The following is a 23,692-nucleotide window of genomic DNA, read 5'->3' as shown; positions in this document are numbered from 1 at the left end:
GCGTTTCAGCTTGGCTGGTCTATTTGAACATAAGCTCGACTATTCCCGCCCAAACCGCTTTTTCATCAATATCCTCACCTTGAGCGACCGTATTGCTCGCTCCCTCCAGAACGGTATAAAGAATTTGTACGTAGAGCATCACGTCGGCACTATCGGAAAACGCGCCAATCTCTACACCATGAAGAAGGATGTCTTTAAGCGCATCCATGGTTCGTTTGGTCGCCGTCGCTTGACGTTCCTGAACTGCAGGAATTCGATTTGCTTGAACGCTAACCTCGGCCAGCACGCGCCGGCGTTTTTCATCGCTTCGATAGCCACCTATAACTGAATTGCCGAGCTCGATAAGCGCGGCCTTGAACCCGTCCCTATCGACTATTAGCGAGTAGTCGCGCTGATAGTCAATGGTCGGAAACATGCTGTCCAAGAGCGTAGTGAAAATCTCCTCTTTAGAGGGAAAGTAGTAGTACACCGACGGCTTGGATATACCGACAAAGTCGCAAATCTTTCCGATAGACGCTTTGTCATAACCGACTTCTGCCACAAGATCGTACATTGCGTCCAATATTTTTTTTCTTGTGCTCACGCTGCATTTCTCCATTGCAAATCACTTCCGCACTACCAACATTATTAAGGATGGCAACGGAACATCAATTCGTGTCCAAACATGACCACTATATACGGTGAACGGTACGTATCAGTAGGCGAGCGGCAATTATTCAAAACTATCTACCGAACGGTAGGTATAGTAGTACTATAGCAGGTGAAACCCCGCTATTGTCGCGGCCGGACAGCATCGCGGGAAACCCGACGGAAGGACCAACCATGTACGAGAACTATCGTATGCCGGGCGAGTTCGAGAAGCGCTCCAACGTCTATGTGACATGGCTTCCCGATTACATCCGTGCAGAGGGCTACGATAACCGCCAGCCCTGCGTTGACGTGATCAAGGCTCTGCTCGAGTATGGCGACGTTACGGTCAACCTCAATTGCGGCACCCCCGGCTCCTATGAGGAGGCTTGCTCACGCCTGAAGGAGGAGGGGGTTGATCTCGATCGTATCGAGATCACGCAGTTCGAAGACTCCAACTTCTATGTCCGCGACAACGGCCCCAGCATCATGGTCGACGACAAAGGCCATTCTTATATGGTCAACCCTGCTTGGACCTATTACGGCGTGTGGGACAAGAACTCCCCGGAGTGCCAGTCCGCACGTAAGGCAGCCGTTCACATGGCGGTTGCGCTCGGTTGCTTCGATATCGTCAATTCCGAAATGGTTTCGGAGGGCGGCGATCGTGAGTTTGACGGTCACGGCACCCTGATCGCCATCGAGGACACGGAATGCCGTAAGCGCAATCCCGAGTTCACGAAAGATGAGGTAGAGGCCGAGTATAAGCGCATCTACAACCTCAACAAGGTTATCTGGCTTCCTCAGCCCATGCTTGAGGACGACGATTATCGACTGGGCATCCTCGACGAGAAGGAAGACGGAACCCCCGTTTTTGGCATGAGCTTTGCCGCTCACATCGATGAGATGTGTCGCTTTATCACTCCGAACAAGATTCTTCTTGCCGAGGTGTCCGATGAAGAGGCAGCCTCGAGCAAGGCTGGCGCAGAGTCTCGTCGCCGCATTGAGGCGGCCTACGAGATCCTGAGCAACGAAACGGACTGGGAGGGCAAGCCCTTCGAGATCGTTCGTATGCCCACCGCCGAGCCGATTGAAGTCGTTATCGCCCCTGGCGATGAGGATTACGAGCTCTATAAAGGCTTCATCGACGAAATGGGCGGCAAGTTTATGGATGGCACCCCCTGGCCCGAGGGCCCCGTCCACTTCTACGCTGCAGCGAGCTACTGCAACTTCCTGATCTGCAACGGCGTCGTTCTTGGCCAGCGTTATTACCACGAGGGCATGAGTGAGGTCGTGAAAGAGAAGGACGAGCAGGCCAAGGCGGTTCTTGAGAGCTGCTTCCCCGATCGCAAGGTCATCATGATTGATTCCCTCGCGCTTAACCTGTCCGGCGGCGGCGTGCACTGCTGGACTAAGGACGTGGCGGCCAGTCGTTAGTGAGCCTTAGAGCCTGCGCTCTTTGGCTTAGGCGCCACATGTACCGCTCCCCGAGGGATATCCGTGTTTCCTTCGGGGACACATTTAGCAATAATTTTGATAATAATTCGAAAGGAAAATAGACATGAACAACAGCCTCCGCGGTCGCGACTACATCAACATCCATGATCTCTCCTCCGAGGATTTCCGCTATCTCATCGATCTTGCCTGGAACCTTAAGGCTCAGAAGAAGTCTGGTGTCGACCAGCGCTACTTCCCCGGCAAAAACGTCCTCGCCAACTTTGAGTGGGGCTCGACTCGTACTCGTTGCGCATTCGAGACCTCCTGCAACGATTTGGGCATGGGCTTCACTTATCTGACCAACTCCCACATGGGTGACTGCGAGACCGTCAAGGATGCCATGCGCGTCTTCAACGGCATGTATGATCTCATCGTCTACCGCGCACAGAAGGACGAGCAGTTCCTCTATGACGTCGCCGACCTGGTTGACATCCCGGTCATCAATGCCCTTACTCTCGGCGATCACCCGACTCAGATGCTCGCTGACGCTCTTACGATGGAAGAGCAATGGGGCGGTCTGCGTACGAGCCGCGGCAAGAAGATGGCTTTCGTTGGCAACTGCGCCGGCGCCCCGGTGTGGTATGGCCGTCTGTGCGCGATGCTCGACATGGACTTCCTCGCCATCGGTCCCGACGACCTCCGTCATCAGATGTGCAAGGAAATGGTCGAAGAGGTGGAGGCCTGCTACGCCAAGTACGCTCCCAATAGGACCTTTACCATCACCTCTGACCTCGATGCCTTGGATGGCGTTGACGTTATCGTTACCGAGGAGTGGCGCTACATCAACCCCGAGTGCGGCGAAGAGGTTCTGGATCCCGACGACTACAACTCCTGGCTGGGCGATGCCGAGTCTCTGTACCCCTATCGCGTCACCAGCGAGCTGTGCAAGCGCACCAACAATCCCGACATCTTCTGCATGCATGAGCTTCCTTCTGTCCACAACGCAGATCACCGTGTTGGCAAGATGCTCCTCGACCAGTGCAAGAACGACCTCCATCGCGAGATCATCACCGAGGGTTTCGAGATTGCCGACGAGTGCTTTGAGGCCAACGCTTCGGTCATCTTCCGTGAGGCAGAGAACCGTCAGCACACCATCAAGGCCGTTATGTGTGCCCTTCTAGGTCTCTAGGAGTTGTATCAATGGAAAATGCAAAGTTAAAGAGCAGCAAGGTCTACGCATGGGTTCTCGTAATCGCGCTTGGCCTCATGTCTGCTGGTACGACCGGATCCTATAGCGTAATCGCCGGCTCCTTCGTCGCGCCCGTGTGCGAGGAGTTCGGGTTTGACTATTCAATCTTCTCGTATTACTTCACCGCGACGCTCATCGGTCTTGCGGCGGCGCTTCCGTTTGTCGGAAAACTCATCCCCAAGGTTGTTGGCAAGGTTTGGCTCCCCGTCGTCGAGCTTATTCTGCTCGCCGCCGGCGCAGGCATGGCTTTCTACACCGAAGTTTGGATGTTCATCGCCGCTGGCGCCCTGATTGGCATTTGCTTCGCCTTCACCACCGGCGTCGCCATGTCCGACGTTATTGACCAGTGGTTCAAAAAATCTGGTGGCCTGGCAATTGGTCTTGCTTGGGCAGTGAACTCGATTTACATGCTCATCATGAGCCCCGTCATCACCTCTGTCATCGAGGCCGCTGGCTGGAGGACTGGTTATCTGGTGCTCGCTGGCGTCTCCGCCGTGCTCATTCTCCCCGCTTCCGTCCTGATTATCCGCTATAAGCCTCAGGACAAGGGCATGCTGCCCTATGGCTACGTCGAGGGCGAGACGGTCGCCGAGACCGAGGAGACGACCGAGGATAGCACGCGTGGCGTTAGCTATGCGCGCGCCATTAAGTCGCCTGCCTTCTTCTTCTGCATCGGCTTCCTCTGCCTCGTTCAGCTCACTTGCTGCATGAACCAGCTCTTCCCGACGTATGCTTCCGAGGTTGGTTTTAGCCCCATGGTGGGCGGCTTCATGGTATCCGCTGCATCGCTCTTCGATCTGTTCCTCAATCCGATCGTCGGCACCACTTGCGATAAGTTCGGCAGCACGAAGGCCATTCTGGGCTGGCTCGCTGTCTCCATCCTCTCCTTTGTCATGCTCATGATGAGCAGCGGCAACTCGACGCTCAGCATCTTCGCAGCAGGCGTGAACGACGTAATGTACGTCATCGCTGGCACTGCCCTGACCGTTTTGGTTATGGATGTCTTTGGCTCCCGCGATTTCGGTCGCATCTTCGCGCTGATCTGCTCCGTGGGCTATATCGTCGGCGCCTTTGGCATGCCCGTTATGATGAAGGTCTATGAGCTTGTCGGCTCCTTCCAGGGCGTCTTCATCTTCTGCATCGCATGCAACGTTATTATCGGCCTGTTCTTGCTGCTGGCAAAAAAGACTGGTAAGAACCTCTCCTGGGACGAATAGTCCGATTCGTCTTAGACATACGCTGTAGGGCTTAACCTGCAGCCGCTTTGGGGCATCGACTAACGTCGGTGCCCTTTTTCATCGAATGTGACAAAGGGACAGCCCCTTTGTCACATTGAGTGGCTTGTAAATCGAGGTCTAATGCTTTTCCCGAGAAGTGAACGAGTCAAAATGGACCCCCGAAGCATCGACACTTTTGGCGAGCAATTTCCTGCGGTTTTGCAGTCGAATCCTGCGGTTTTGATGCCTAAAAATGCCAATGCTTCGGGGGTCCAAAAACAGTCGTTCACTTCTCGGGAAAAGTATTAGACCTCGAGATATAGACGATGTTCGCGAGCGGCAATTAGAGCGTAAGCCTTTAGTTCTTTTTTGCAGAGAGCATGAGCCTAATTTCCGGATGGGTGTATTCGTCGAAATCTTCTGCGGCTTCGGTGTCAAAGGTGTAGTACGACTTGATAGATTCGTCCTCCGTCTTGATGCTGATTTCTTTATATAGGGATCCGGCTAAAAATGTCTGTTTAAAATCATCCGACAGGCTGCATGGCGTGAGGAGGCCCGGTGTGGCAACGGAAATGTCCAACCCGTTGAGCGGGGCGCAGAGCGTCGCGATGTCCTGCTCGGCGCGAGCGAGGTTGTCTGCAAGGCTTTCCTCGGGGTTGACCTGACTGGTGTAATCGACGTCCGTGAGCATGCCGTCTGCATCAAAAGAAAGGTAGACATAGGCTGCTTGAGCGCCAAGGTCATTGTCGCGCAGATAGCCGATAATGCGGTAGCCGTAGTCGTGATACGACTCGTATGGGTCGTCTGCCGCGACGCGTTCACACACGGGCTCCAGGGCATCTTGCGCGATGGCGAGCTGCTCGGCAACTGCAGCCTTTCTCGCCTGAAGCTCGTTATTTCCCTGGACAAACTGCGGGATGTAGACGCCAAGCAGCACAATGGCGGGCACCACTGCGAGAGCTATGGCCTGCTTCTTGACGCTTGGAATCGTCACGCCGTATGCGTTTGCCATGGCCTCGGCATTGCTCGAGGTCTCGGCTAGCACGTCTGCCGCGGTGGCAACTGCCCCTACGGCGCCGGCGACCTCCGCGGCGCCGCCCAGGTTGCGCGCGAGATCGTTATCACTGTTCTTGAGCAGGCGGCCGGCAGCTTGCGTGGCGAGCACGCCGGCGACCTCCGCGGAGCGGTCTTTGTTGGTTTGGGCTACCGCAAGCCTGCTCTGCAGCTCCTTCCACTGTTTGCCCTGCATTCCAAAGCGCGGCGCAAGAGCGCAATAGCAAAAGACGACGAGTTCGATTACGGTGAGTGCGATGGCGGTATATATGCCCGCGGGTTGGAATTCCTTTTGGTGGAACGCGATATCGTTGATCATTTGGAGCGGCAGCATGAGCAGACATGCTACGAACGACATGACGAGTGCGGTCGCTGCGATCTTGGGGTACGCACAGTACCGCTGAATGCGTTTCTTTTCACGTTCGGTGAGCTGATGCATGGGGGCCTCGACTCTCATCGTTTTTCGGGGGCGATGCGCACACGCTCTTGAGTATAGATGAGTGGGGGAGCTGCTGCGGGGCGGCCCTACTTGCTGTTCGTGGACACCGTTCACCTTCGTTGCACAGGGATGGTTGGAGGGCTGGTTGGCGTCAAGTAACCGCCTCCGCCTTGTGGGCCGCCTCGAGGACAAGGCATAATGCATGTGACAAAGGGGCAGTCCCTTTGCCACATTGATTTGAGAGTAGATGTTGATGATTCTATCGCTTGCCCCTATGGAGGGGATTACCGGGCATGTGTTCCGTCGCGTGCATGCGGAGTGCTTTGGCGCGCTCGACTGCTATTACACGCCGTTTTTGCCGCCGCCGCGGGTTGGCAACCGTTTTGGTGGCAAGGCGTTTAAAGAGGTCGACCCTGTCAATAACCAGGGGCTCAACGTGGTGCCCCAGCTCATGTCCAAGAATGCGGATGAGTTTGTGTGGGCGGCGCACGTGCTCGCCGACATGGGCTACCGCGAGGTCAATCTCAACCTGGGTTGTCCCTCGGGAACGGTTGTTGCCAAGGGCAAGGGCTCGGGTTTCTTGCGTAATCTCGACGAGCTCGAGGTGTTCTTGGGCGATGTGTGCGAGCGCTCGCCGTTACCGGTATCGGTAAAAACCAGGCTGGGGTTGGAGCGCGATGACGAGTATGAGCGTGTGCTCGATCTGTATTGCCGCATGCCGCTGGCAGAGCTGATCGTGCATCCGCGCGTGCAAAAGGACCGCTATACGGGCTCGCCGCGCAAGGAGTTTTACGGCGAGACGCTGGAACGTGCGCCGTTTCCGGTGGCATACAACGGCGACATTTTTGATCTTGAGGATATGGACGCGCTGGTGGAGGCCTATCCCGGCACGCGCCATGTGATGCTGGGGCGTGGCCTGCTCGCGAACCCCGCTCTGGCTCGTATGGTCAACGGCGGTCCTGCTGCCACGGCAGCCGAACTGCAGCGTTTCCACGACGCGCTATTCGCGGCCTATGCAGAAGAGATTGGTGGCAACGCGGTCTTTCGCATGAAGGAGTGGTGGTTCTACGCCAAGTGCGCTTTCGCCGACCCCGCTACCGTTCACAAGCTCGTACGCAAGACCAAAAAGGTCGACGAATACCGCGCCGCCGTTGATCGTGTCTTTCGCGAACAGTCACTCGCGCCCATAGCCTGTTTCCACGGCTAGCTAGTCATCGGGGACGTTCTTTAACGACTAGCTATTTAAGAACGTCCCCGATGACTATGTTCCCAACGACTATGTTGCAAAAAGCTGTACACCAGCATCCAAAGATGTCGAAAAATGTCGACTTTGGATGCTGGCGTACTTGTTTGGGCCGTATGGGGTGGAGCCTTGGACGGACGGGGTGCGCGTGCTAGAGCAGGTTCTTTTGTGCCCACGCGATGATGTCGCTCGATTCGTAGAGCGGCTTTCCGTCAATGAATAAGCAAGGAACCTGGCGCTTTCCGCCGACGGTGATGAGCGTCTGCTCGGCATCGGAATCGGTCGAGATATTGCGCTCGGGAATGGTCACGCCGTTATCGGCCAAAAAGTGCTTGACCTTTATGCAATACGGGCAGCCGGTCATAACGTAGAGCACGAGCTCGTGATCAGTAGCCATGGGTCTCCAATCGGTTGAGGTTTCAATTGAAATACCCAAAGCCGCCGCGGTCTATGCGCGGGCCAGTGACGACTCGATGGCATGGACCAGAAACGCCGTGGCTCCGGTGCCGCAGGGCTTGTCGTAGTAGTCGATAAAGCGCTGATCGGCAAGATAGCCGTGGGCGAGGCCCAGGTATGCTTCGTCTTGGGGTTCGTGTCCCCAGTTAAGGCCAATCCATCGACGATGCATCGCGACAAGCTTACGAGCCTCGTTGCTCTCTGGGTCGCCAATGCCTATGGCAATCGAGAGCTGGCCCAGAATAGCGTGTTCAAGTTCCTTCATGTCGTTCCATGTCTCGGGGTCCATGTCCAGCAGCGCTTCGTTTGCTGCATCGAAAGCCTCATCGCCATAGCGCGCCCGCGCCTCGGCACCGTAGCGCTCCTCGTTTTCTTGCACGGCGCGCCAGCGCTCCAGTTGCGGCAGGACGGCGCCCATGAGCGAGACGGCTTCGTCGAGCGACATGCCGGTGTTTTGCGCCAGCCGCGGAGCGCAATCCTCGATCATCGCCTCCATGGTGGTGTCGTAGGTGTACTTGCCGTGGGCGTAGCACCACTTGCAGTAATGGTCGGTCGTGGCGCCCGTTGCATCGGTGCCGCAGTCGTCGGGCGTGAGTATCATGCCGCAGCTCTGGCAATAATGCTCGGGCATTTCGAGCAGGTGGGACAGTGGCTCGCCGGTTACGGCGGCAATGAGCTTCATCATGTCGATGCCCGGGGTGACCTCGTCGCGCTCCCAACGGCTGACGGCTTGGCGTGTGACGAAGAGCTTGGCGGCGAGCTGCTCCTGGGTAAGGTGATGGGCGCGACGAACGGCAATGAGCTTTTCTGCAAAGGCCATAGCGGCTCCTTTCTGCTGGTTGATGGCTTAAGCATACGCGGCGGCAGGCGCCCTTCCAAGCAACCGTTGGTTGCACGACAGGAGTCCACGGCGAAGAATTGCGCGCAACGCCCCACGCCTCCATGCCGTACAATGACCGGCATGGAACCTATTGCACACATACATACCGACCTGCCGCAGAAGTTCGGCATTCCGCGCAACAGCTTTTTGGCGCCTCATCTGCAGGGACGCATCGTCTTTGAGCCGGAATTTGCCTCCAGTGCGGCGGTCGAGGGTCTGGACTCCTTCTCTCACCTATGGCTGCTGTGGCGCTTCGAAAACGGAACGCCCGGCGGCACGGCTAAGGACATAGCTGCCGATGCCAAGACGCAGGACAGGTCCGGCACCAACGCAAAATGGTCGAAAACCGTGCGCCCGCCGCGGTTGGGTGGAGCCAAGCGCGTGGGCGTGTTTGCCACGCGCAGTCCGTTTCGCCCTAATCCCATCGGTCTTACCTGCGTCAAGCTCGATCGCGTCGAGCTCACCGACAATGGTCCCATCATCCATGTGCTGGGGGCCGACCTGCGTGACGGCACGCCCATCTACGACATTAAGCCCTATATTCCATTTGCCGACTGTCACCCAGATGCGACGGGCGGCTGGATTGAGGGTACTCCGTGGCAAGAGCTCGACGTCGAGTTCCCACAAGCGCTGCAGGATATGGTCCCGCCCGCAAAGCTCCCTGGTTTGGTCGAGGTCCTTCGCCAAGATCCGCGCCGCGCGGGCAGCAAACACGAGCCAAACCGCATTTACCACTTGGCCTACGCCGGGCTCGACATATCGTTTACGGTCGACGAAACCCAGCTAACCGTAGTCGCCGTCAACGACGCGCAAGACTAACCAGCCATTCGTCCGCACCCGTCAAATTAAGCGCCAAACTCCGCGCCAAAACCGCCCACGCTGGTGGACAATAACGCCTATCGAATCATTCCGCTCTGCACGGGAGTCCAGCATGAAATACGACTTCACTTCAATCATCGACCGCCACGGCATGGACTCCATCGCCGTTGACTCTTGGGGCGAGATCCCCGGTATGGCTCCAAACGCACCCGACGAGGGCTTCGACCGCATTCCCATGTGGGTGGCCGACATGAATTTTGCCACGGTGCCCACGGTCCAGGAGTACATCATTCAGCGCGCGCAGCACCCCATGTTTGGCTATTTCAATCCGCGCCCCGAGTACTTCGACCGCATCATCGAATGGCAGGGTCGCCGCAATGGCGTCGAGGGCCTGGCGCCGGAACATATCGGCTACGAAAACGGCGTGCTGGGTGGTGTCGTGTCGACGCTGCGCGCGTACGTCCAGCGGGCGATGCGGTGCTGGTCCATAGCCCCACCTACATCGGCTTTACCAAGTCTATCGAAGCCGCGGGCTATCGCATTGTCCACAGCCCGCTTAAGCTCGACGATCAAGGCGTGTGGCGTATGGACTCTGAGGACATGGAGCGCAAGCTCGCCCAAAACCACATCCATGCCGCGGTGTTCTGCTCGCCGCACAATCCCTGCGGCCGCGTATGGGAGCGCGACGAGATCGAACGTGCCATGGACATCTATCGCCAGCACGATTGCGTGGTGATATCGGACGAGATTTGGTCCGATATCATCCTGCCGGGTCACAAGCATATCCCGACACAGTCGGTGAGCGAGGATGCCCGCATGCGCACGGTTGCCCTCTACGCGCCTAGTAAGACGTTTAACCTGGCGGGTCTGGTCGGCAGCTACCACATTATCTACAACGAGACGCTGCGCGACCGCGTGTGCGCCGTGTCCAACAAGACCCACTACAACGAGATGAACGTCCTCTCCATGCATGCGCTTATCGGTGCCTATCAGCCGCAAGGCTACGAGTGGGTGGACGAGCTCAACCAGGTGCTTGCCGGCAATATCGAGTACTTCTGCGATTACGTGGACGAGCATTTTGAGGGCGTGTCCTATTCGCGTCCGCAGGGCACGTACATGGTGTTTCTGGACTGCACCGAGTGGTGCCGCGAGCATAGCCGCGATATTCAGTGGTTGCTCGGCGAGGGGGCGCGCGTGGGCGTGGGGTATCAGGACGGCCGTCCGTTCCATGGGCCCTGCCACATTCGCGTGAATCTGGCGCTGCCGCTTTCGCGCGTAAGGGAAGCGTGCGACCGCTTGGACCGCTACGTTTTTAATGCACGGTAAGTGTGCGCTGCATGCGGGGCCTTCTGCCAAGTCGGCTAGAAGGTCCCGCATGGTAATGCGTCTGTAACCATTGGGCGCTTGAGTGGTTTCATTTGCTATTATTTTTAGCATTTCAGTCTGTAAACAGGATCTTCTGGAGCTCGATGAAAAGACCCCGTCGCTCGGTTGCCATATCGTTGTTTGTTGCGCTTGCAGTGGCGAGTGCCTTTGTCGTAGCGATAGCTGGCTGTTCCGGGTCGAACGACGGAGCCTCGACGTCTGCATCAAAAGGTCCGGACGCCTCGCAGGTCAAAGACGACGACCTTAAGACACTCAACGTCGGCAGCGACCTCTATCCACCGTTTGTGTATACCGACGAGTACGGCGATATCGTTGGCCTGGATGTCGAGATATTAACCGAGGCTTTGGCCCGCATTGGTTACAAGCCAAAATACCAGCTGATCGATTGGGAAAAGAAGAAAGAGCTGCTGGCGAGCGGCGAACTCGATTGTGTCATGGGCAGCTTTAGCATGACTGGTCGCGAAAACGAGTATCGTTGGGCTGGTCCGTACCTTGCGAGTCGCCAGGTGGTCGCGGTCGATCCCCAGAGCGATATCTACACGCTTGCCGATCTTGAGGATAAGATCGTGGCGGTTCAGTCCACCACCAAGCCCGAGGGCATTTTGCTCAATCGCACAAATGAAAACGTTCCGCAGATCAAGGAACTCTACTGCTTTTCGGACCGTTCGTGCCTGAACCCGGCGCTCGTCGAGGGCCTGGTCGACGCCATCGCCGCGCATGAGTCCTTGCTGCTCACCTACGAAAAAGACTATGGCGTAACGTATCGCATTTTGGATGAGCCGTTGCTAGAGGTCGGTTTGGGCACCGCTTTCGATATCAACGATACGCGCGGCATCGACGTTAAGCTCACTCATGCCTACCAAGAAATGCTTGCCGATGGCACCATGGAACGCCTGGTGTCAAAGTACTTCGATGACCCTTCGCCATTTTTGAATGTGGAGGGCCTGTCATGATCGATGCGCTCGACCACGCCGCTCAGGAGCGGGGCAATCGTTCGGCAGGGGCATGGCTCCTTGTCGCTCTGCTGGGGATAGCGCTCTCGGTTGCTGCCGGCATGATGAGCTACGGTTACATGACGGCCCAAACCGAGCAGCGCTTTGCCGACGTTGTCGATTACGTGGCGACGCAGAGCCTTTCCTACGATGCATTCAACAGCGCCTATACGACCAAAAACCTGATTCGCGTTATGGAGATCGCCGGAGAGGCTGCCCGCGATATGGAGCGCGACGGTTCGGTGGATAACGCCACGCTGGAGCAATATGCCGACCAGTTCAACGTGAGCGCACTGATCGTGACGGACGCATCGGGCAATTTGGTGTCCGAGTCCTCGACCGATGACGTGGGCTACGAGTCGCTCGCTACGTATCTCAAAGGATCACCCGTGCTGGAGGTGGCAGCTCATCCGCTTAAGTCCTATACCGCCCGCATCACGCTTGCGGATGATTCGGTCGCAGACATTGGCTGCGTGACTCGGCAGGATGGCGAGGGCATCGTTATCGCGGTAAGGCATCAGAGCGCGAAGGCGGTTGCAAGCAATACACTCAAACTGCAGAGCTTGCTTGATGGCTATGAAACCATCGATAGCGGCAATATCGTGATCGAAAGCGACGGCAAGGTCGTTGCGACCAATGCCGTTGAACCCACCGTATTGGGCGTGTTCGATCTGCCTGCGACGGATGTCTTTATTGTCGACGGTATTAAGGATCGATGCCTGGCTGGTAAGGTCAGATTGGTTAACGCCGACGGCGAGTGGTATTTGGGCACATTTGGAAAAGCGCACAAATTCTATGTGTACACCTATGCCTCGGCGCAGCGCTACTTTGAGGTCGCCGCGGCTGTTGCCGCCGGCGTGCTGGTGCTCTACGGCGGTGTTATAGCCGTTGTTGTGACGGTGCGTCGCCGCGCTGATCGTCGACGTTTGACGGACTTGCTGCAGCAGGAGCGCGACTATGGCGACAAGCTGGCAAAGGCGGCGCGTGAGGCCTCGTCTGCCAACTCGGCAAAGACGGAGTTTCTGCGTCGCATGAGCCACGATCTGCGCACGCCCATCAACGGCATTCGCGGCATGGTCGAGGTTGGCGATGCCAATGCGGACGATCTGCAAAAGCAGACTGAGTGCCGCTCAAAAATCTGGACGGCATCGGGACTGCTGCTCGACCTTGCCAACGAGGCGCTCGATATGAGTCGCCTGGAGAGCGGGCAGGTCGACCTGAACCTCGTGCCCATAAATTTGGTGGCCCTCAACTGTGAAGTGCGCGATATTCTGGAGCGCCAGGCCGAGGAGCGTCTGGTGACAATTATCTCCGACCAGCAGACGCTTAATCATCCCTATGCGCGGGTGAGCGTGACGCACCTCAAGCGTTTGTTGCTCAATATTGCCGGCAATGCCGTCAAGTACAACCGCCAGGGCGGCTATGTCCGCCTGGTGTGCCGCGAGGTGGAGCCAGCGGATGGCGTCCCCGTCTATGAATACACGATCGCCGACAACGGTATTGGCATGAGCGAGGAGTTCCAAAAGCACCTCTACGAGCCGTTTTGCCGCGAGGAGCAGCAGGTGGAAGGCGCTTCGTCGGGAACTGGCCTGGGCGCGCCTATCGCAAAACAGCTGGTCGAGCTTATGGGCGGAACCATGAGCTTTACGAGTGTCTTGGGGCAGGGGACGACGTTTACCATTCGCCTGCCGTTCGAGAAGTGCGACCGCTCCGAGATTCCTCAGGCAGTTCCCGCGGATGCGGGAGACGGCGATGCGCTCCAGGGCTTGCGCGTTTTGCTCGTAGAGGATAACGATCTGAATGCCGAGATCGCGCAGTTTACGCTCAGCCGTGCCGGTGCCATCGTGACGCATGCTAAGGATGGTGAGTCTGCCGTCGAGATGTTTACCGCGAGCGCACCGCACGAGTACGACGTGGTGTTGATGGACATCATGATGCCTGGCATCGATGGCCTTGAGGCCACGCGTCAGATTCGAGCACTCGATCGCGAGGATGCCGCGACCACGCCGATTATCGCCGTGAGCGCCAACGCCTTTGCCGACGACCGTAGGCTTTCGCGTGAGGCGGGCATGAACGCGCACCTAAGTAAACCCGTGAGCTCGCAAGAGCTCGTCGAGGCGCTAGCGCACATCGCCGCCGACGCTTCATAAGCATATGGCCCGGTTCCAAGGTGGGTTGGAACTGGGCCATATTGTTATTGATGAGGCCTGCTGAGGGGCTTACTTTTCTTGAATCTGCTTACCGCAAAGATGCTCAATCGTAATCTCGTAGAGTTGGACGCCCTTGATGTCTTTGGCGATTTCCTCTTCGACTTCCTCGGCAGAAGGGTAGTACTTAAGCGCGAGCTGGCGGACTTTGTCCTCGATAAACGCGGGAGTGTCATTTGCCAGGCGACAGCGGCCAAAGACCACGGTACTCATAACGTATGGAGCCCAGTCACCGTCCTGGTACCACTCGTTGCCGTAAACGGTAAAGCAGACCTTGTCATTGCGCTTGAGTGCGTCGACCTTGTGGCCAGCCTTGGCGCCATGGAAATAAATCTTGTCGTGCTCGGCGTCAAAGAAGTAGTTGACGGGAATGGCGTACGGGTAGCCATCGTCGCCGTTGACGGCAAAGACGCCGCGCTTGCAGGTAGCGAGCAGTTCGCGCGCTTCCTCGTCGGTGATGGCGCGTTTCTTTCGACGTAAGGGCCTAAACATCGTTGGTTTCCTTTCTGGTCGTGCGTGGTGGTTGAGCACAAACTATAGCGAAACGGATCCGTTTTTCTTGATGCGGGCGAGTATGTTTTTGAGCTTGTTAAAGTCGAGCGGTTTGGACAGATGGGCGTTCATGCCGGCATCGTGTGCCGCCTTGGCGTCCTCGGCAAAGGCGTTGGCGGTGAGCGCGATGATGGGGATATCGGCTGCATCGACCTTCTCACTCAGACGAATCGCGCGGGTTGCCTCATAGCCGTCCATGCCCGGCATCATGATGTCCATCAGAATCGCATCGAAGCTGCCGGCGGGATGCGACAAGTACAGATCGACGACTTCGTTGCCATTGGCGGCCCGGGTGACCACGACGCCCTCGGATTCTAACAGCGCCTGGGCAATCTCGGCATTCAATTCGTTGTCTTCGGCGAGCAGCACGTTCATGTCGGCGAGCGAGCAGTCGAGCACCCTCTCGACCGTATCTGCCCGCGCCTGAGGGTTCTTGTCGATATCGAGCGGAATCTGGACGTTGAACGTACTCCCCACGCCAACCTCACTCGAAATCTCAATCGTACCGCCCATCAGTTCAATAAGCGACTTGACGATTGGCATGCCCATGCCGGTTCCTTGGAACTTGCTGCGCGCATCGTCACCTTCTTGGGCAAACGGTTCATAGATATGCTTTAAAAACTCGGGAGCCATGCCAATGCCGGTATCCGAAACGCTAAAGCAAAAGAGTGCGCGCCCATCATCGAGTGGCTTGGTCTTTGAACTAAAGGTGACGGAGCCGCCGTGCTTGTTGTACTTAATGCTGTTGTCTAACAGGTTGATTATGATCTGCCGGATATGGGTGGGACTGCCGATCATGTATGGCCCCGTGGCGTACGGCAGACTATTGTCCTGCATTGTGATGCCGTTATCGGATGCGCGGAGCTTGCACAGCACCAGCGTATCGTCACAGAGCTCTTTGAGGTTAAAAGGCGCATGTTCCAGAGTTAGCTTGCGGTCTTCGATTTTGCCCATCTCGAGGATGTCGTTGATCAGCGAGAGTAGGTGATTGGCGGCAACACGCGCCTTGGCGCGGCTTTCGCGGGCGGCCTGCATGTCGCCGTCTTTCAATTCCTCAATTTCGATAAGACCCAGGATGCCGTTGAGTGGCGTGCGGATGTCGTGGCTCATACGCGTGAGGAATGCCGTCTTAGCGGCGTTGGCGGCGTCGGCTTTTTCGCGCTCGGTTCGAGCGCGCACGAGCGTCCAGATGAGCAGGACGATGCCGACCGACAACATACCGATGAGGGCAGCGGCAATAGCGGCGCGGTTGCGATAAAGGAATCGAAGCGTGTCGGATTCCTGGGCTGTGTACGACGTGGAGGAGTAATTGCTTGCGGAGAGCGATTCTCCGGCATTGATGATGCCCTTGTTGATGATTCCCAACAGCTCGGGCTTTCCGCGCGAAATCCAGCACGAGAGCTCACAGGTGCCAGGGAACTCGACCGTCTCGTAGCCCTCGAGATCATGACGGTCGCCAATGGTTTTTACGCGTGAACTGGGAGCGACGATGCAGTGCGCCGTTCCCTTCCTGAGGGCGTCGAACACTTCATCGCCGGATTGGTATTCGGTTACGGTCGCTGTGGGGAACAGACTTTCAAGTGCATTTTTGTTGATAAACGATGATTTGGTGCAGGCGATGTTCTGGAGGTCTTTGTTCAGGTTGCTGCCGGTGTGGATGGCAGTGAGGGACATGGTCCCCAACGATACCGACTGCACAACGCCTGTTTGCTCGGCAAACCAGTAATCTCGGTATACCGGCAGCGCAACGTCTATGCTTCCCTTTGACAGGGCCTTTGACATCATCTTGTAGCTATCAAAGGCGACGGTTTTGACCGTAATGCCAAATTTATCGTGCAGCGTCGTCGCAAGCGATGCGAGCGAACCTTCCATTTCGCCGTCTTCGTCTTCGTTACAGTAGGGGAGTTTGCCTGTAATGTAGCCGAGCGTGATGGTGCTGTCATTTGCTTTGAGCCAGGAACGTTCGGGACCGTTGAGCGATGATGAACCGCTGTTTTGGGCCGAGTAGTTAGATTTGACTTCGTCGATATAGCGTGGGTTGACGCGGGCGATTGCTGTCATGGCGGCATTGATGTCGTCCAACAGGTCGGGGCGGCTTTTGGGAACGGCAAAATAGTAGTCGCTCGAGCCGATGTAGAACATGGGGGAGGCACTGGGCGACGAGGTCGTGTCGTTCATGATGACGGCATCGACTTCGTCGTTTGCGAGCGCGTCAAAGAGATCGGATCCTCCGTCATACTCCCTGTATGTGCAGGTGATTCCTTCGTTGGCGAGCCACTGCTGGCCAACGAAGGTTTGCATAACGCCGGGGTTGCAGCCGATGGTAAGGCCTTGGAGCGCTTGGGGGTCACCCTTGGCTAGATCGTCGCGATCGGGCCTGGCATAGATGTAGTAGCGCTCGGTGCCCTCGGGGTTCGAGGAAAAGAGCAGCTTTTGGGCGCGTTCCTCGGAGTAGGAGATGTTGGGCATGAGGTCGATTTCGCCCGCCTCGAGCATGTCCATAAGTTCGGTGAAGGTGCCGGAGACGTATTCGTACTGCCAGCCGGGCGTATAGTACGACAGGGTCTGGAGGTACTCGTAACCCCATCCCGAGAGGCGCTCGCCGGGGGTGCCGTCCTGGAAGCCCTCGTTGCTGACGAGCCAACCAACGCGGACCGTTTTGACCTGTTGATCGGAGCCGGCGGCAAAGGCGGGGGCGGGCATGATGGTGCTCAGTACGGCGAGCGCGGCAAGCACGACGGCCAGGGTGCGATATATAACTGAACGAAGGACAGCGGAAGCTCTCACATGCAATCCTAACGAATCGAGACATTACCGCACAAGGATACCAGCTCAGCCTGCCTAGCCGGCAGTTGCGCCGCTAAACGGTTCCTCCCAGCACTTGGGGACAGTCCCTTTCTGCCGGCACAAAAGGAACGTCCTCAAGTGCCGGATGTGGGACAATACCGAGCGAATGTGATTGGGCATCTGAGAAAAGGGGTCGCGATGAACAAGTTGAGGACGCTTGCCGACGTGTTGCGCCAGGCTGGCTTTGCGCGCATCACGGGCCTGTTTCTTATCTTCTATCTGCTGTGCTCGACGGCTGTCTGGCTGTCCGAGCCCACGACCCTCACGTTTGGCGATGGTCTCTGGTTTAGCTTTGAGACGGTCTCGACCATCGGCTTTGGCGATATCCCGGCCGAAACGCCGGTCGCTCGCGCTATTACCGTCGTCCTGAGCGTCATCAGCATCTTCTACATCGCCATGCTCACGGGTGTGGCGGTGAACTACTGCAATATGCTCATCAAGCTGCGCCAAAAGGACACCATGGCGCGCTTTATGGACGATCTGGAGCATTTGGAAGAGCTTGATCGTGACGAGCTCGCCGACCTGTCGCGCCGTGTGCGCGAATATCGCCGACGCCAACGCTAGAACGGGCGCCGCGCGTCACGACGAGGGGGACTGAATATGAATATCACGGTATACCTGGGCGCCAGCGTCGGCAATGACCCGGCGTTTCTGCCTGCGGTGCAAGAGCTGGGCAACTGGATTGGCTCCAACGGGCACGCGCTGGTATACGGCGGGTCCAAATCGGGCCTGATGGGCGCGCTCGCCGATAGCGTACTCGAGGCAGGTGGACACGTGACGGGCGTTGAGCCGAGCTTTTTTATAGAGGCCGAGTTTCAGCACGACGGCATCGATGACCTCATCGTGACGAGCGATATGGCCGAGCGCAAAGCCAAGATGATTGAGCTCGGTGATGCGTTCATCGCCTTTCCCGGTGGGACGGGCACGCTCGAGGAGATTGCCGAGGTCATGTCCGCGGTGTCGTTGGGGCACCTGAGTGCTCCGTGCATCCTGTATAACCTTGACGGTTACTACAACGACCTCAAGGCGCTGCTCGGGCACATGATTGATAAGGGGCTTTCGAGCCCGAGGCGCCAGCACGGCATCTACTTTGCCGACGATTTGCGCGAGATTGTCTCGATTATCAACGGATAAGTCTTGAGCCTGCCCCACTATGACTCCCAATGGTGCCGTTTGTGGCGCAGATGGTTGGCTTGTCTGGGCAACGCTCGCTCTACAATAAAACATAACTATGTCGACTTTGACCGCGGGAGGACCCGATGGACAACCTTGCCAAACCCACAAACCGCGTGCTGTTTTTAGTTAGCGTTGCCGTGACCGGTGCGTTCACAGGTGCCGCGGTCTGGCTGTTCTTTTTTGCGATGGAGCACGGTATCGACTATCTGTGGACCGAGATCCCCCACATGCTGGGCGCGGCGTCGCCCGAACTCGCCAGCGGCCCGTTCGGTTTTCTGCCGTATCCGTTTTTCGTCTGCCTGCTGGGCGGCCTGCTGATCGGCCTGTACGAACAGCTTACGGGCACCAAGACCGACGACCTCAACCAGGTGATGGCTAAGGTTAAGCAAGACGGGCGCTACCCGTACGACAACCTGGGCAAGCTTTCGCTCGCGGCATTGCTGCCGCTGCTGTTTGGCGGAAGTATTGGACCGGAGGCCGGCCTGACTGGCGTTATCGCGGGTCTGTGCAGCTGGGTCGGCGACCGCATGCGCCGCTTTGGCGCCGAGTTCAGGGAGCTCACGCTGTTGGGCACCCAGGCCGCGCTGACGGCGCTCTTTACCGCGCCCGTCTTTGGCTTTGTGGCGCCGCTCGCCGGTAGCGCCGACGGCCAGGGCGAAGACGCCGACGATGGGTCCGCGTCCGGCGAGATCACCATCAAGCTGCCCAAGGCACAGAAGACGGTGGTCTACGGTATCGCGATCGCTGGCGGTCTGGGCACCTACCTGCTGCTCGGCCAGGTTATGGGCGGCGGCATGGGCATGCCCAGGTTCGAGGCCGCCGAGGTGGGCAACCTGGAGCTTGCCTGGCTCATCCCGCTGGCGTTGGTTGGCACCGTTTGCGGCTGGCTGTACTTTGTCTCGGAGCACGCGAGCGAGGCGCTGTCCCATGCAATAGGGGAGCGTCCTGTCGTCAAGGCCATGCTGGCCGGTCTGGCGCTCGCCATCTGCGGCACGGTCTTGCCCTACACCATGTTTGCCGGCGAGACCCAGGCCGATGTACTTATGGAGACCTATCTGACCATTCCCGCCGGCGTGCTTATCGCGACCGGTCTGGTCAAGGCCATGCTAACCCCTGCCCTCATCAACTTGGGCTGGCGCGGAGGCCACTTCTTCCCGGTTATCTTCTCGGGTGTGAGCTTGGGCTACGGCCTTGCCATTCTTACCGGTGCCGATCCGGTCTTTTGCGTCGCCGTCTGCACGGCATCGACGATGGGTGCGGTCATGCGTCAGCCGGTCATGGTCGTGGGCCTGCTGCTCATGTGCTTCCCGCTCAAGGGTATCGTCTGCATGATCATCGCCGCAGCCATCGCCGCCGGCATTCCGCTGCCCAAGCCGCTGCGCAAGTAGCGCGGCAGCGCGCGGTCAGTACAAACATCTCAAGTCCGGTGCGGGCGCTGTGTCACGGATTTGCGGGTGGACTGGATTTCGTTCGGTATCGGCGCTACTTCCAAATTGCAAGCGCGGCGGTGCCCAGTACGATGAGGACGAGACCGATGGCGCTGCGGCGGGAGAGTTTTTCGTTGAATGCCAGGCGCGCAAATAGCACCGATACGACAATCGATAGTTTGTCGATCTGCACCACGACACTCACCTGGCCTGCAGCGATGGCATAGTAATAGAGCAGCCACGATGCTCCAGTCGCGATGCCCGATGTTGCGAGAAATGTGAGTTCGCGCCGGTCAACGTGCGCGACCTGCTCCAGTTTTCCCTTGGCTGCCACGATTGCCCATGCCATAACCAGTACCACGCAGGTGCGGATTGCCGTGGCCAGGTTTGACTCGCCGCCTTCGATGCCGATCTTGGCGAGGACGGAGGTGAGTGCCGCGAACACGGCGGCGCCGAGGGCGTAAGCGAGCCAGGTTCGGTCTTGCTGCTGCTCGGGTTCGGCGGACTGCTTCTTCTCGATCATTAAAAACGTGCCGAGGGTGATGACAGCGGTTCCCACGAGCTTAACCGCAAGGTTGCTCGTCTCGTCAAAAAGCGCGATGGCGACCAGCGCGGCGAGCACGGTGCTCATCTTGTCGACCGGTACGACCTTATTGACATTTCCGATGCTCAACGCCTTAAAGTAACAGATCCACGAAGCACCGGTGGCGAGTCCCGAGAGGACGAGAAAGAGCCAGGATCTGGGTTCGATGCTGCCAATGGTTCCAATGGATCCAGAAATGCCCGCCATTGCCCAGGCGAAAACGAGCACCACGCAGGTGCGAATGGCCGTCGCGACATCGGAGTCGGTCTGCTTGATGCCGCATTTGGCCAAGATGGATGTGATGCCGGCAAAGAATGCTGACGCAAATGCTGCGACAACCCACGACACGGGTGCGGTGCCTCCTTGGATAATGGGTTTATCCTGCGAGTTTTATGGACATGAGGATACCGCCCCACCATGAAGGTTTGATATGGCCGCGGCGAGACGGGGGTTATGTTCCGGGGAGCCATTTGGTGAAGGCTCGAATTGTCGATATGCTGTCGACTTCTCTTTGGTTTCCAAGATCTAAACGGCATGCTTCGAAGGGCGGCGGCGTTGTTGCTGCTTCGTCTTATCTAGTAAATGAGGTGGGGCGCCGCCCAAGTCCTTTAGCTGTCGATTACAGATCGCGTGCTCGATAAACCTTGGTGCTGACGGCGCAGCTGATTGCACATAGCGCGAGGGCAAGTGCGGCGATGCCTGCACACAGACAGCCCAGAACGGCAGGATCGGGATTCGCTCCGGCAATCGACATGAGCCAGTTGCTGATGGGGTTGGAGGAGCTCAGCGTGGCCATGGCAAGGCATCCGAGCATGGCAAACAGACCAACGGACAGGCGCAGCGCCTCCATGTGTCCAAAGCGAAAGAACAGCGGCTGCGCCAAAAACACCATCATGAGGGAGATGAGCATCGATGCTGCCGAGGCGATTGCGATTTCAAAGACCGTCTGTCCCGTCGAAGGAATGCCCGCGCTGTTGAAGAGCGGGATGGCGACGATATTCAAAAGCGTAGCTGTACATGCCATGACGGCGGAGAAGACAATAACGCTCAGGTAACGGGCACAAATAATGTCTTTGCGCGAGAGGGGCAGCGTTGCCCGATAACGCTCCCATCCGTTTTGATTGTCGAAGCCGGCCAGCGAGCTCATGACCATGATGGGCGACATGGCACTGACCGCGCAGGCGCCGGCGCTCATGCCGGAATCGCCGTCCGATGCGTTGGCAAGGGTCAGCACGACGAATATGAACAAGCCGACACCCGCAATGCTTGGGGCAAGCGAGCGAACGATGGCGAGCTCGGACATAAAGGCGCGTTTCATTTCGAAGCCCCTTTCAGCATGAGGCGCAGATAGTCATCAATGGTTGCCCGATCGCAGGGAATCTCGGGAAAGGCCTCGAGCGTTTCGCGACGGTTGGGCACGAGCACGTCCACGCTGTAGGCGTGGTGGGCGGCACGGGTGCCTTCGACGCAAGCCATAAGCTCGGCGGCCTGCGCCTGGGTGCAGTGAGCGATGCCGGCGCGGTCGGTAATGTCCTCGCGCGGCAGGTCAAAAATAATCGAGCCATTTTCGATGCAGATGGCGCGATCAGCGGTGCGATCGAGGTCGGACGTAATGTGGCTCGAGAGTAACACGCTGTGCTGGCCATCGGCGACAAAGGCAAGCAGCTCATCAAGCAGTTCCTCGCGTGCCATGGGATCGAGGCCCGCGGTGGCTTCGTCCAAAACGAGCAGCTTGGCATTGTGGCTGAGTGCACAGGCAAGCTGCAGTTTCATGCCCATGCCGCGGGAGAGGTCCTTGACCTTTGTCTTGGGATCGAGGCCAAATCGGTTGATGAATCCGGCGAACGTTTCGCGGTCCCACGTGGGGTACGCCGGGCATACGAGCGACTCGATCTGGCCCACCCTGAGCGTGGAGGGGAAGGGGCACGTGTCCAGGACAAGACCGACGCGGGAGCGTAGATGGCGTTGCGATTCATCGGGCGCGTCGGCGCCACAGCGCTGCCCAAACAGGTGCACCTCGCCGGCATCGAGCTTTATAAGCCCGAGCGCGGCGCGAATGGTCGTTGTCTTGCCGGCGCCGTTTGCGCCTACAAAGCCAACGATCTGGCCGGGCTCCACAGCGAGCGTGACGTCGCGTAGTGAAAAGCGGTCGCTCACACGGCGTGAGATGCCTTTGAGTTCTAAAAGGTTTTGCATGGTATAGCCTTTCTTGCAGATGGCTACTGCATGGTTTCGGGGGCTACCAGGTCGAGCATCTCGTGCAGTTTGTCGCGCGTGACGCCCAGGGTTTCGACTTGGCTCGCCGCTTTCGCAAGTAGCTCTTCGATATGGCAGAGCTGGTTTTCGCGCAAGAGTTCCTGGTTGCCCTCGGCGACAAAGCAGCCCTTGCCCTGCACGGTGCAGATAAACCCGAGTTGCTCTAGGTCGGCGTAGGCGCGCTTGGTGGTGATGACGCTCACACCCAGGTCGCTCGCGAGTGCACGGATGCTGGGGAGTTTGGCTCCCGCAGCGAGCGTGCCCGATAAGATCTGAGCTTTGACCTGCGAGGTTATCTGCTCGTAGATGGGCTTATCGCTCGAATTGGATAGGATGATGTCCACAGCGGCTCCTTAGCTGTTGGGCTACACGTGTATATAACCGGTAAGCACAGTATATATACACTATGCACAGTTATGCAAGAGCTAAATGTGGAATAGACCATCGGCGCCGCGCTTGCTCCAAAACAATCTCAATCTGTAACATCTGGATCCGTTTTTGGTCGCCAGCTGTTACAGATTGAGATGTTATTTTCCCGCCTGCCTATTTGTCTCAATCTGTAACAGTAAGAGTCGATTTGCGCGGCTAGATGTTACAGAACGAGACATTGGCTGCCTGCCTTTCCGTTTATCTCGATTTGTAACAGCTAGACCCAATTTGGGCGGTCAGGTGTTACAGATTGAGATTGTGTCGGCGGGCAGGTTTGTTTGTCTCAATCTGTAACATCTGGGTCCGTTTTGGGTCGCCTGCTGTTACAGATTGAGACAGTCTGCTGCAGAATACTTTCGATAACTAGCCGTTCACGTTCTGACTGATGAATTTGTCCTGATAGGCGCCCTAGAGCGAGAT

20 protein-coding genes and 2 pseudogenes are annotated in these 23,692 nt (G+C 57.6%); 11 read left to right on the top strand and 11 right to left on the bottom strand.

The annotated features are described in order from the left end of the window. Positions 1-19: 19 nt before the first annotated feature. Positions 20-553: a TetR/AcrR family transcriptional regulator gene (locus tag KTF55_RS00665; RefSeq protein WP_161162250.1), complete on the bottom strand. Its 534-nt coding sequence runs from the start codon at positions 551-553 to the stop codon at positions 20-22. A gap of 269 nt (positions 554-822) precedes the next feature. Here KTF55_RS00665 and KTF55_RS00660 point away from each other — a divergent pair, with 269 nt between their 5' ends. From KTF55_RS00660 to KTF55_RS00650, 3 genes are all read left to right on the top strand, one after another. After that, complete coding sequence (locus KTF55_RS00660) at positions 823-2,061, top strand: agmatine/peptidylarginine deiminase (protein WP_117757260.1); 1,239 nt, start codon at positions 823-825, stop codon at positions 2,059-2,061. A 124-nt stretch (positions 2,062-2,185) separates the two neighbouring features. Further along, complete coding sequence (locus KTF55_RS00655; RefSeq protein WP_117757261.1) at positions 2,186-3,250, top strand: ornithine carbamoyltransferase; 1,065 nt, start codon at positions 2,186-2,188, stop codon at positions 3,248-3,250. A gap of 11 nt (positions 3,251-3,261) precedes the next feature. Then, complete coding sequence (locus KTF55_RS00650; protein WP_117757262.1) at positions 3,262-4,527, top strand: MFS transporter; 1,266 nt, start codon at positions 3,262-3,264, stop codon at positions 4,525-4,527. Positions 4,528-4,885: 358 nt separating this feature from the next. Here the strand turns inward: KTF55_RS00650 and KTF55_RS00645 are convergent, their stop codons facing one another. Then, positions 4,886-6,019 (bottom strand): hypothetical protein, encoded by a 1,134-nt coding sequence (locus tag KTF55_RS00645; protein WP_117757263.1) that lies wholly within the window; start codon positions 6,017-6,019, stop codon positions 4,886-4,888. Between the two features lie 253 nt (positions 6,020-6,272). On the opposite strand from KTF55_RS00645, the gene KTF55_RS00640 reads away from it, so the two are divergent. Beyond that, positions 6,273-7,226: a tRNA-dihydrouridine synthase gene (locus KTF55_RS00640; protein ID WP_117757317.1), complete on the top strand. Its 954-nt coding sequence runs from the start codon at positions 6,273-6,275 to the stop codon at positions 7,224-7,226. A 187-nt stretch (positions 7,227-7,413) separates the two neighbouring features. Here the strand turns inward: KTF55_RS00640 and KTF55_RS00635 are convergent, their stop codons facing one another. Next, positions 7,414-7,659: a glutaredoxin gene (locus KTF55_RS00635; protein WP_195644477.1), complete on the bottom strand. Its 246-nt coding sequence runs from the start codon at positions 7,657-7,659 to the stop codon at positions 7,414-7,416. 51 nt (positions 7,660-7,710) lie between these two features. Beyond that, a complete protein-coding gene (locus tag KTF55_RS00630; protein WP_217107627.1) occupies positions 7,711-8,538 on the bottom strand; it encodes a TipAS antibiotic-recognition domain-containing protein in 828 nt (275 codons plus the stop codon). A gap of 141 nt (positions 8,539-8,679) precedes the next feature. On the opposite strand from KTF55_RS00630, the gene KTF55_RS00625 reads away from it, so the two are divergent. The 4 genes from KTF55_RS00625 to KTF55_RS00610 all read left to right on the top strand — a co-directional run bounded on the left by KTF55_RS00625 (position 8,680) and on the right by KTF55_RS00610 (position 13,945). Next, positions 8,680-9,417, top strand: a complete 738-nt coding sequence (locus KTF55_RS00625; RefSeq protein ID WP_226790420.1) for a tRNA (N6-threonylcarbamoyladenosine(37)-N6)-methyltransferase TrmO — start codon at positions 8,680-8,682, stop codon at positions 9,415-9,417. A gap of 477 nt (positions 9,418-9,894) precedes the next feature. Beyond that, the gene (locus KTF55_RS00620; RefSeq protein WP_367303215.1) at positions 9,895-10,743 is read left to right on the top strand and encodes a MalY/PatB family protein; all 849 of its coding nucleotides are present in this window, start codon (positions 9,895-9,897) and stop codon (positions 10,741-10,743) included. 143 nt (positions 10,744-10,886) lie between these two features. Beyond that, the gene (locus KTF55_RS00615) at positions 10,887-11,756 is read left to right on the top strand and encodes an ABC transporter substrate-binding protein (RefSeq protein ID WP_217107629.1); all 870 of its coding nucleotides are present in this window, start codon (positions 10,887-10,889) and stop codon (positions 11,754-11,756) included. Beyond that, the gene (locus KTF55_RS00610) at positions 11,753-13,945 is read left to right on the top strand and encodes a response regulator (protein WP_217107630.1); all 2,193 of its coding nucleotides are present in this window, start codon (positions 11,753-11,755) and stop codon (positions 13,943-13,945) included. The genes KTF55_RS00615 and KTF55_RS00610 overlap by 4 nt, the downstream gene beginning before the upstream one ends. Positions 13,946-14,014: 69 nt before the next feature. On the opposite strand, the gene KTF55_RS00605 is transcribed toward KTF55_RS00610, so the two are convergent. Next, entirely contained in the window at positions 14,015-14,494 is a 480-nt protein-coding gene (locus KTF55_RS00605; protein WP_217107631.1) for a pyridoxamine 5'-phosphate oxidase family protein, read from the bottom strand. Between the two features lie 42 nt (positions 14,495-14,536). Beyond that, positions 14,537-17,341: an ATP-binding protein gene (locus KTF55_RS00600; RefSeq protein ID WP_217107632.1), complete on the bottom strand. Its 2,805-nt coding sequence runs from the start codon at positions 17,339-17,341 to the stop codon at positions 14,537-14,539. 198 nt (positions 17,342-17,539) lie between these two features. Between KTF55_RS00600 and KTF55_RS00595 the strand changes: the two genes are divergently transcribed. From KTF55_RS00595 to KTF55_RS00585, 3 genes are all read left to right on the top strand, one after another. Then, positions 17,540-17,965, top strand: a complete 426-nt coding sequence (locus KTF55_RS00595) for a potassium channel family protein (RefSeq protein ID WP_117820851.1) — start codon at positions 17,540-17,542, stop codon at positions 17,963-17,965. A gap of 36 nt (positions 17,966-18,001) precedes the next feature. Continuing rightward, positions 18,002-18,535, top strand: coding sequence for a TIGR00730 family Rossman fold protein (locus tag KTF55_RS00590; RefSeq protein WP_117769865.1), 534 nt, complete (start codon positions 18,002-18,004; stop codon positions 18,533-18,535). 125 nt (positions 18,536-18,660) lie between these two features. Further along, on the top strand, positions 18,661-19,965 hold the full coding sequence (locus tag KTF55_RS00585) for a chloride channel protein (RefSeq protein WP_217107633.1): 1,305 nt from the start codon (positions 18,661-18,663) through the stop codon (positions 19,963-19,965). A gap of 94 nt (positions 19,966-20,059) precedes the next feature. On the opposite strand, the pseudogene KTF55_RS10020 reads toward KTF55_RS00585, so the two are convergent. The 5 genes and pseudogenes from KTF55_RS10020 to KTF55_RS00565 form a co-directional block, all read right to left on the bottom strand. Next, a pseudogene (locus KTF55_RS10020) lies at positions 20,060-20,464 on the bottom strand (EamA family transporter); the annotation flags it as partial. A 57-nt stretch (positions 20,465-20,521) separates the two neighbouring features. Next, positions 20,522-20,935, bottom strand: a pseudogene (locus KTF55_RS10015) (EamA family transporter); the annotation flags it as partial. Between the two features lie 271 nt (positions 20,936-21,206). Next, on the bottom strand, positions 21,207-21,905 hold the full coding sequence (locus KTF55_RS00575; RefSeq protein WP_217107635.1) for an ABC-2 transporter permease: 699 nt from the start codon (positions 21,903-21,905) through the stop codon (positions 21,207-21,209). Further along, a complete protein-coding gene (locus tag KTF55_RS00570; RefSeq protein ID WP_217107636.1) occupies positions 21,902-22,783 on the bottom strand; it encodes an ABC transporter ATP-binding protein in 882 nt (293 codons plus the stop codon). The genes KTF55_RS00575 and KTF55_RS00570 overlap by 4 nt, the downstream gene beginning before the upstream one ends. 23 nt (positions 22,784-22,806) lie before the next feature. Beyond that, complete coding sequence (locus KTF55_RS00565) at positions 22,807-23,187, bottom strand: GntR family transcriptional regulator (protein ID WP_217107637.1); 381 nt, start codon at positions 23,185-23,187, stop codon at positions 22,807-22,809. Positions 23,188-23,692: the final 505 nt, after the last annotated feature.

Origin of the sequence: Collinsella sp. MSK.8.10, assembly GCF_019041915.1 — a bacterium.
Taxonomy (GTDB): domain Bacteria; phylum Actinomycetota; class Coriobacteriia; order Coriobacteriales; family Coriobacteriaceae; genus Collinsella.
This window is presented reverse-complemented; position numbering and strand designations above follow the sequence as displayed.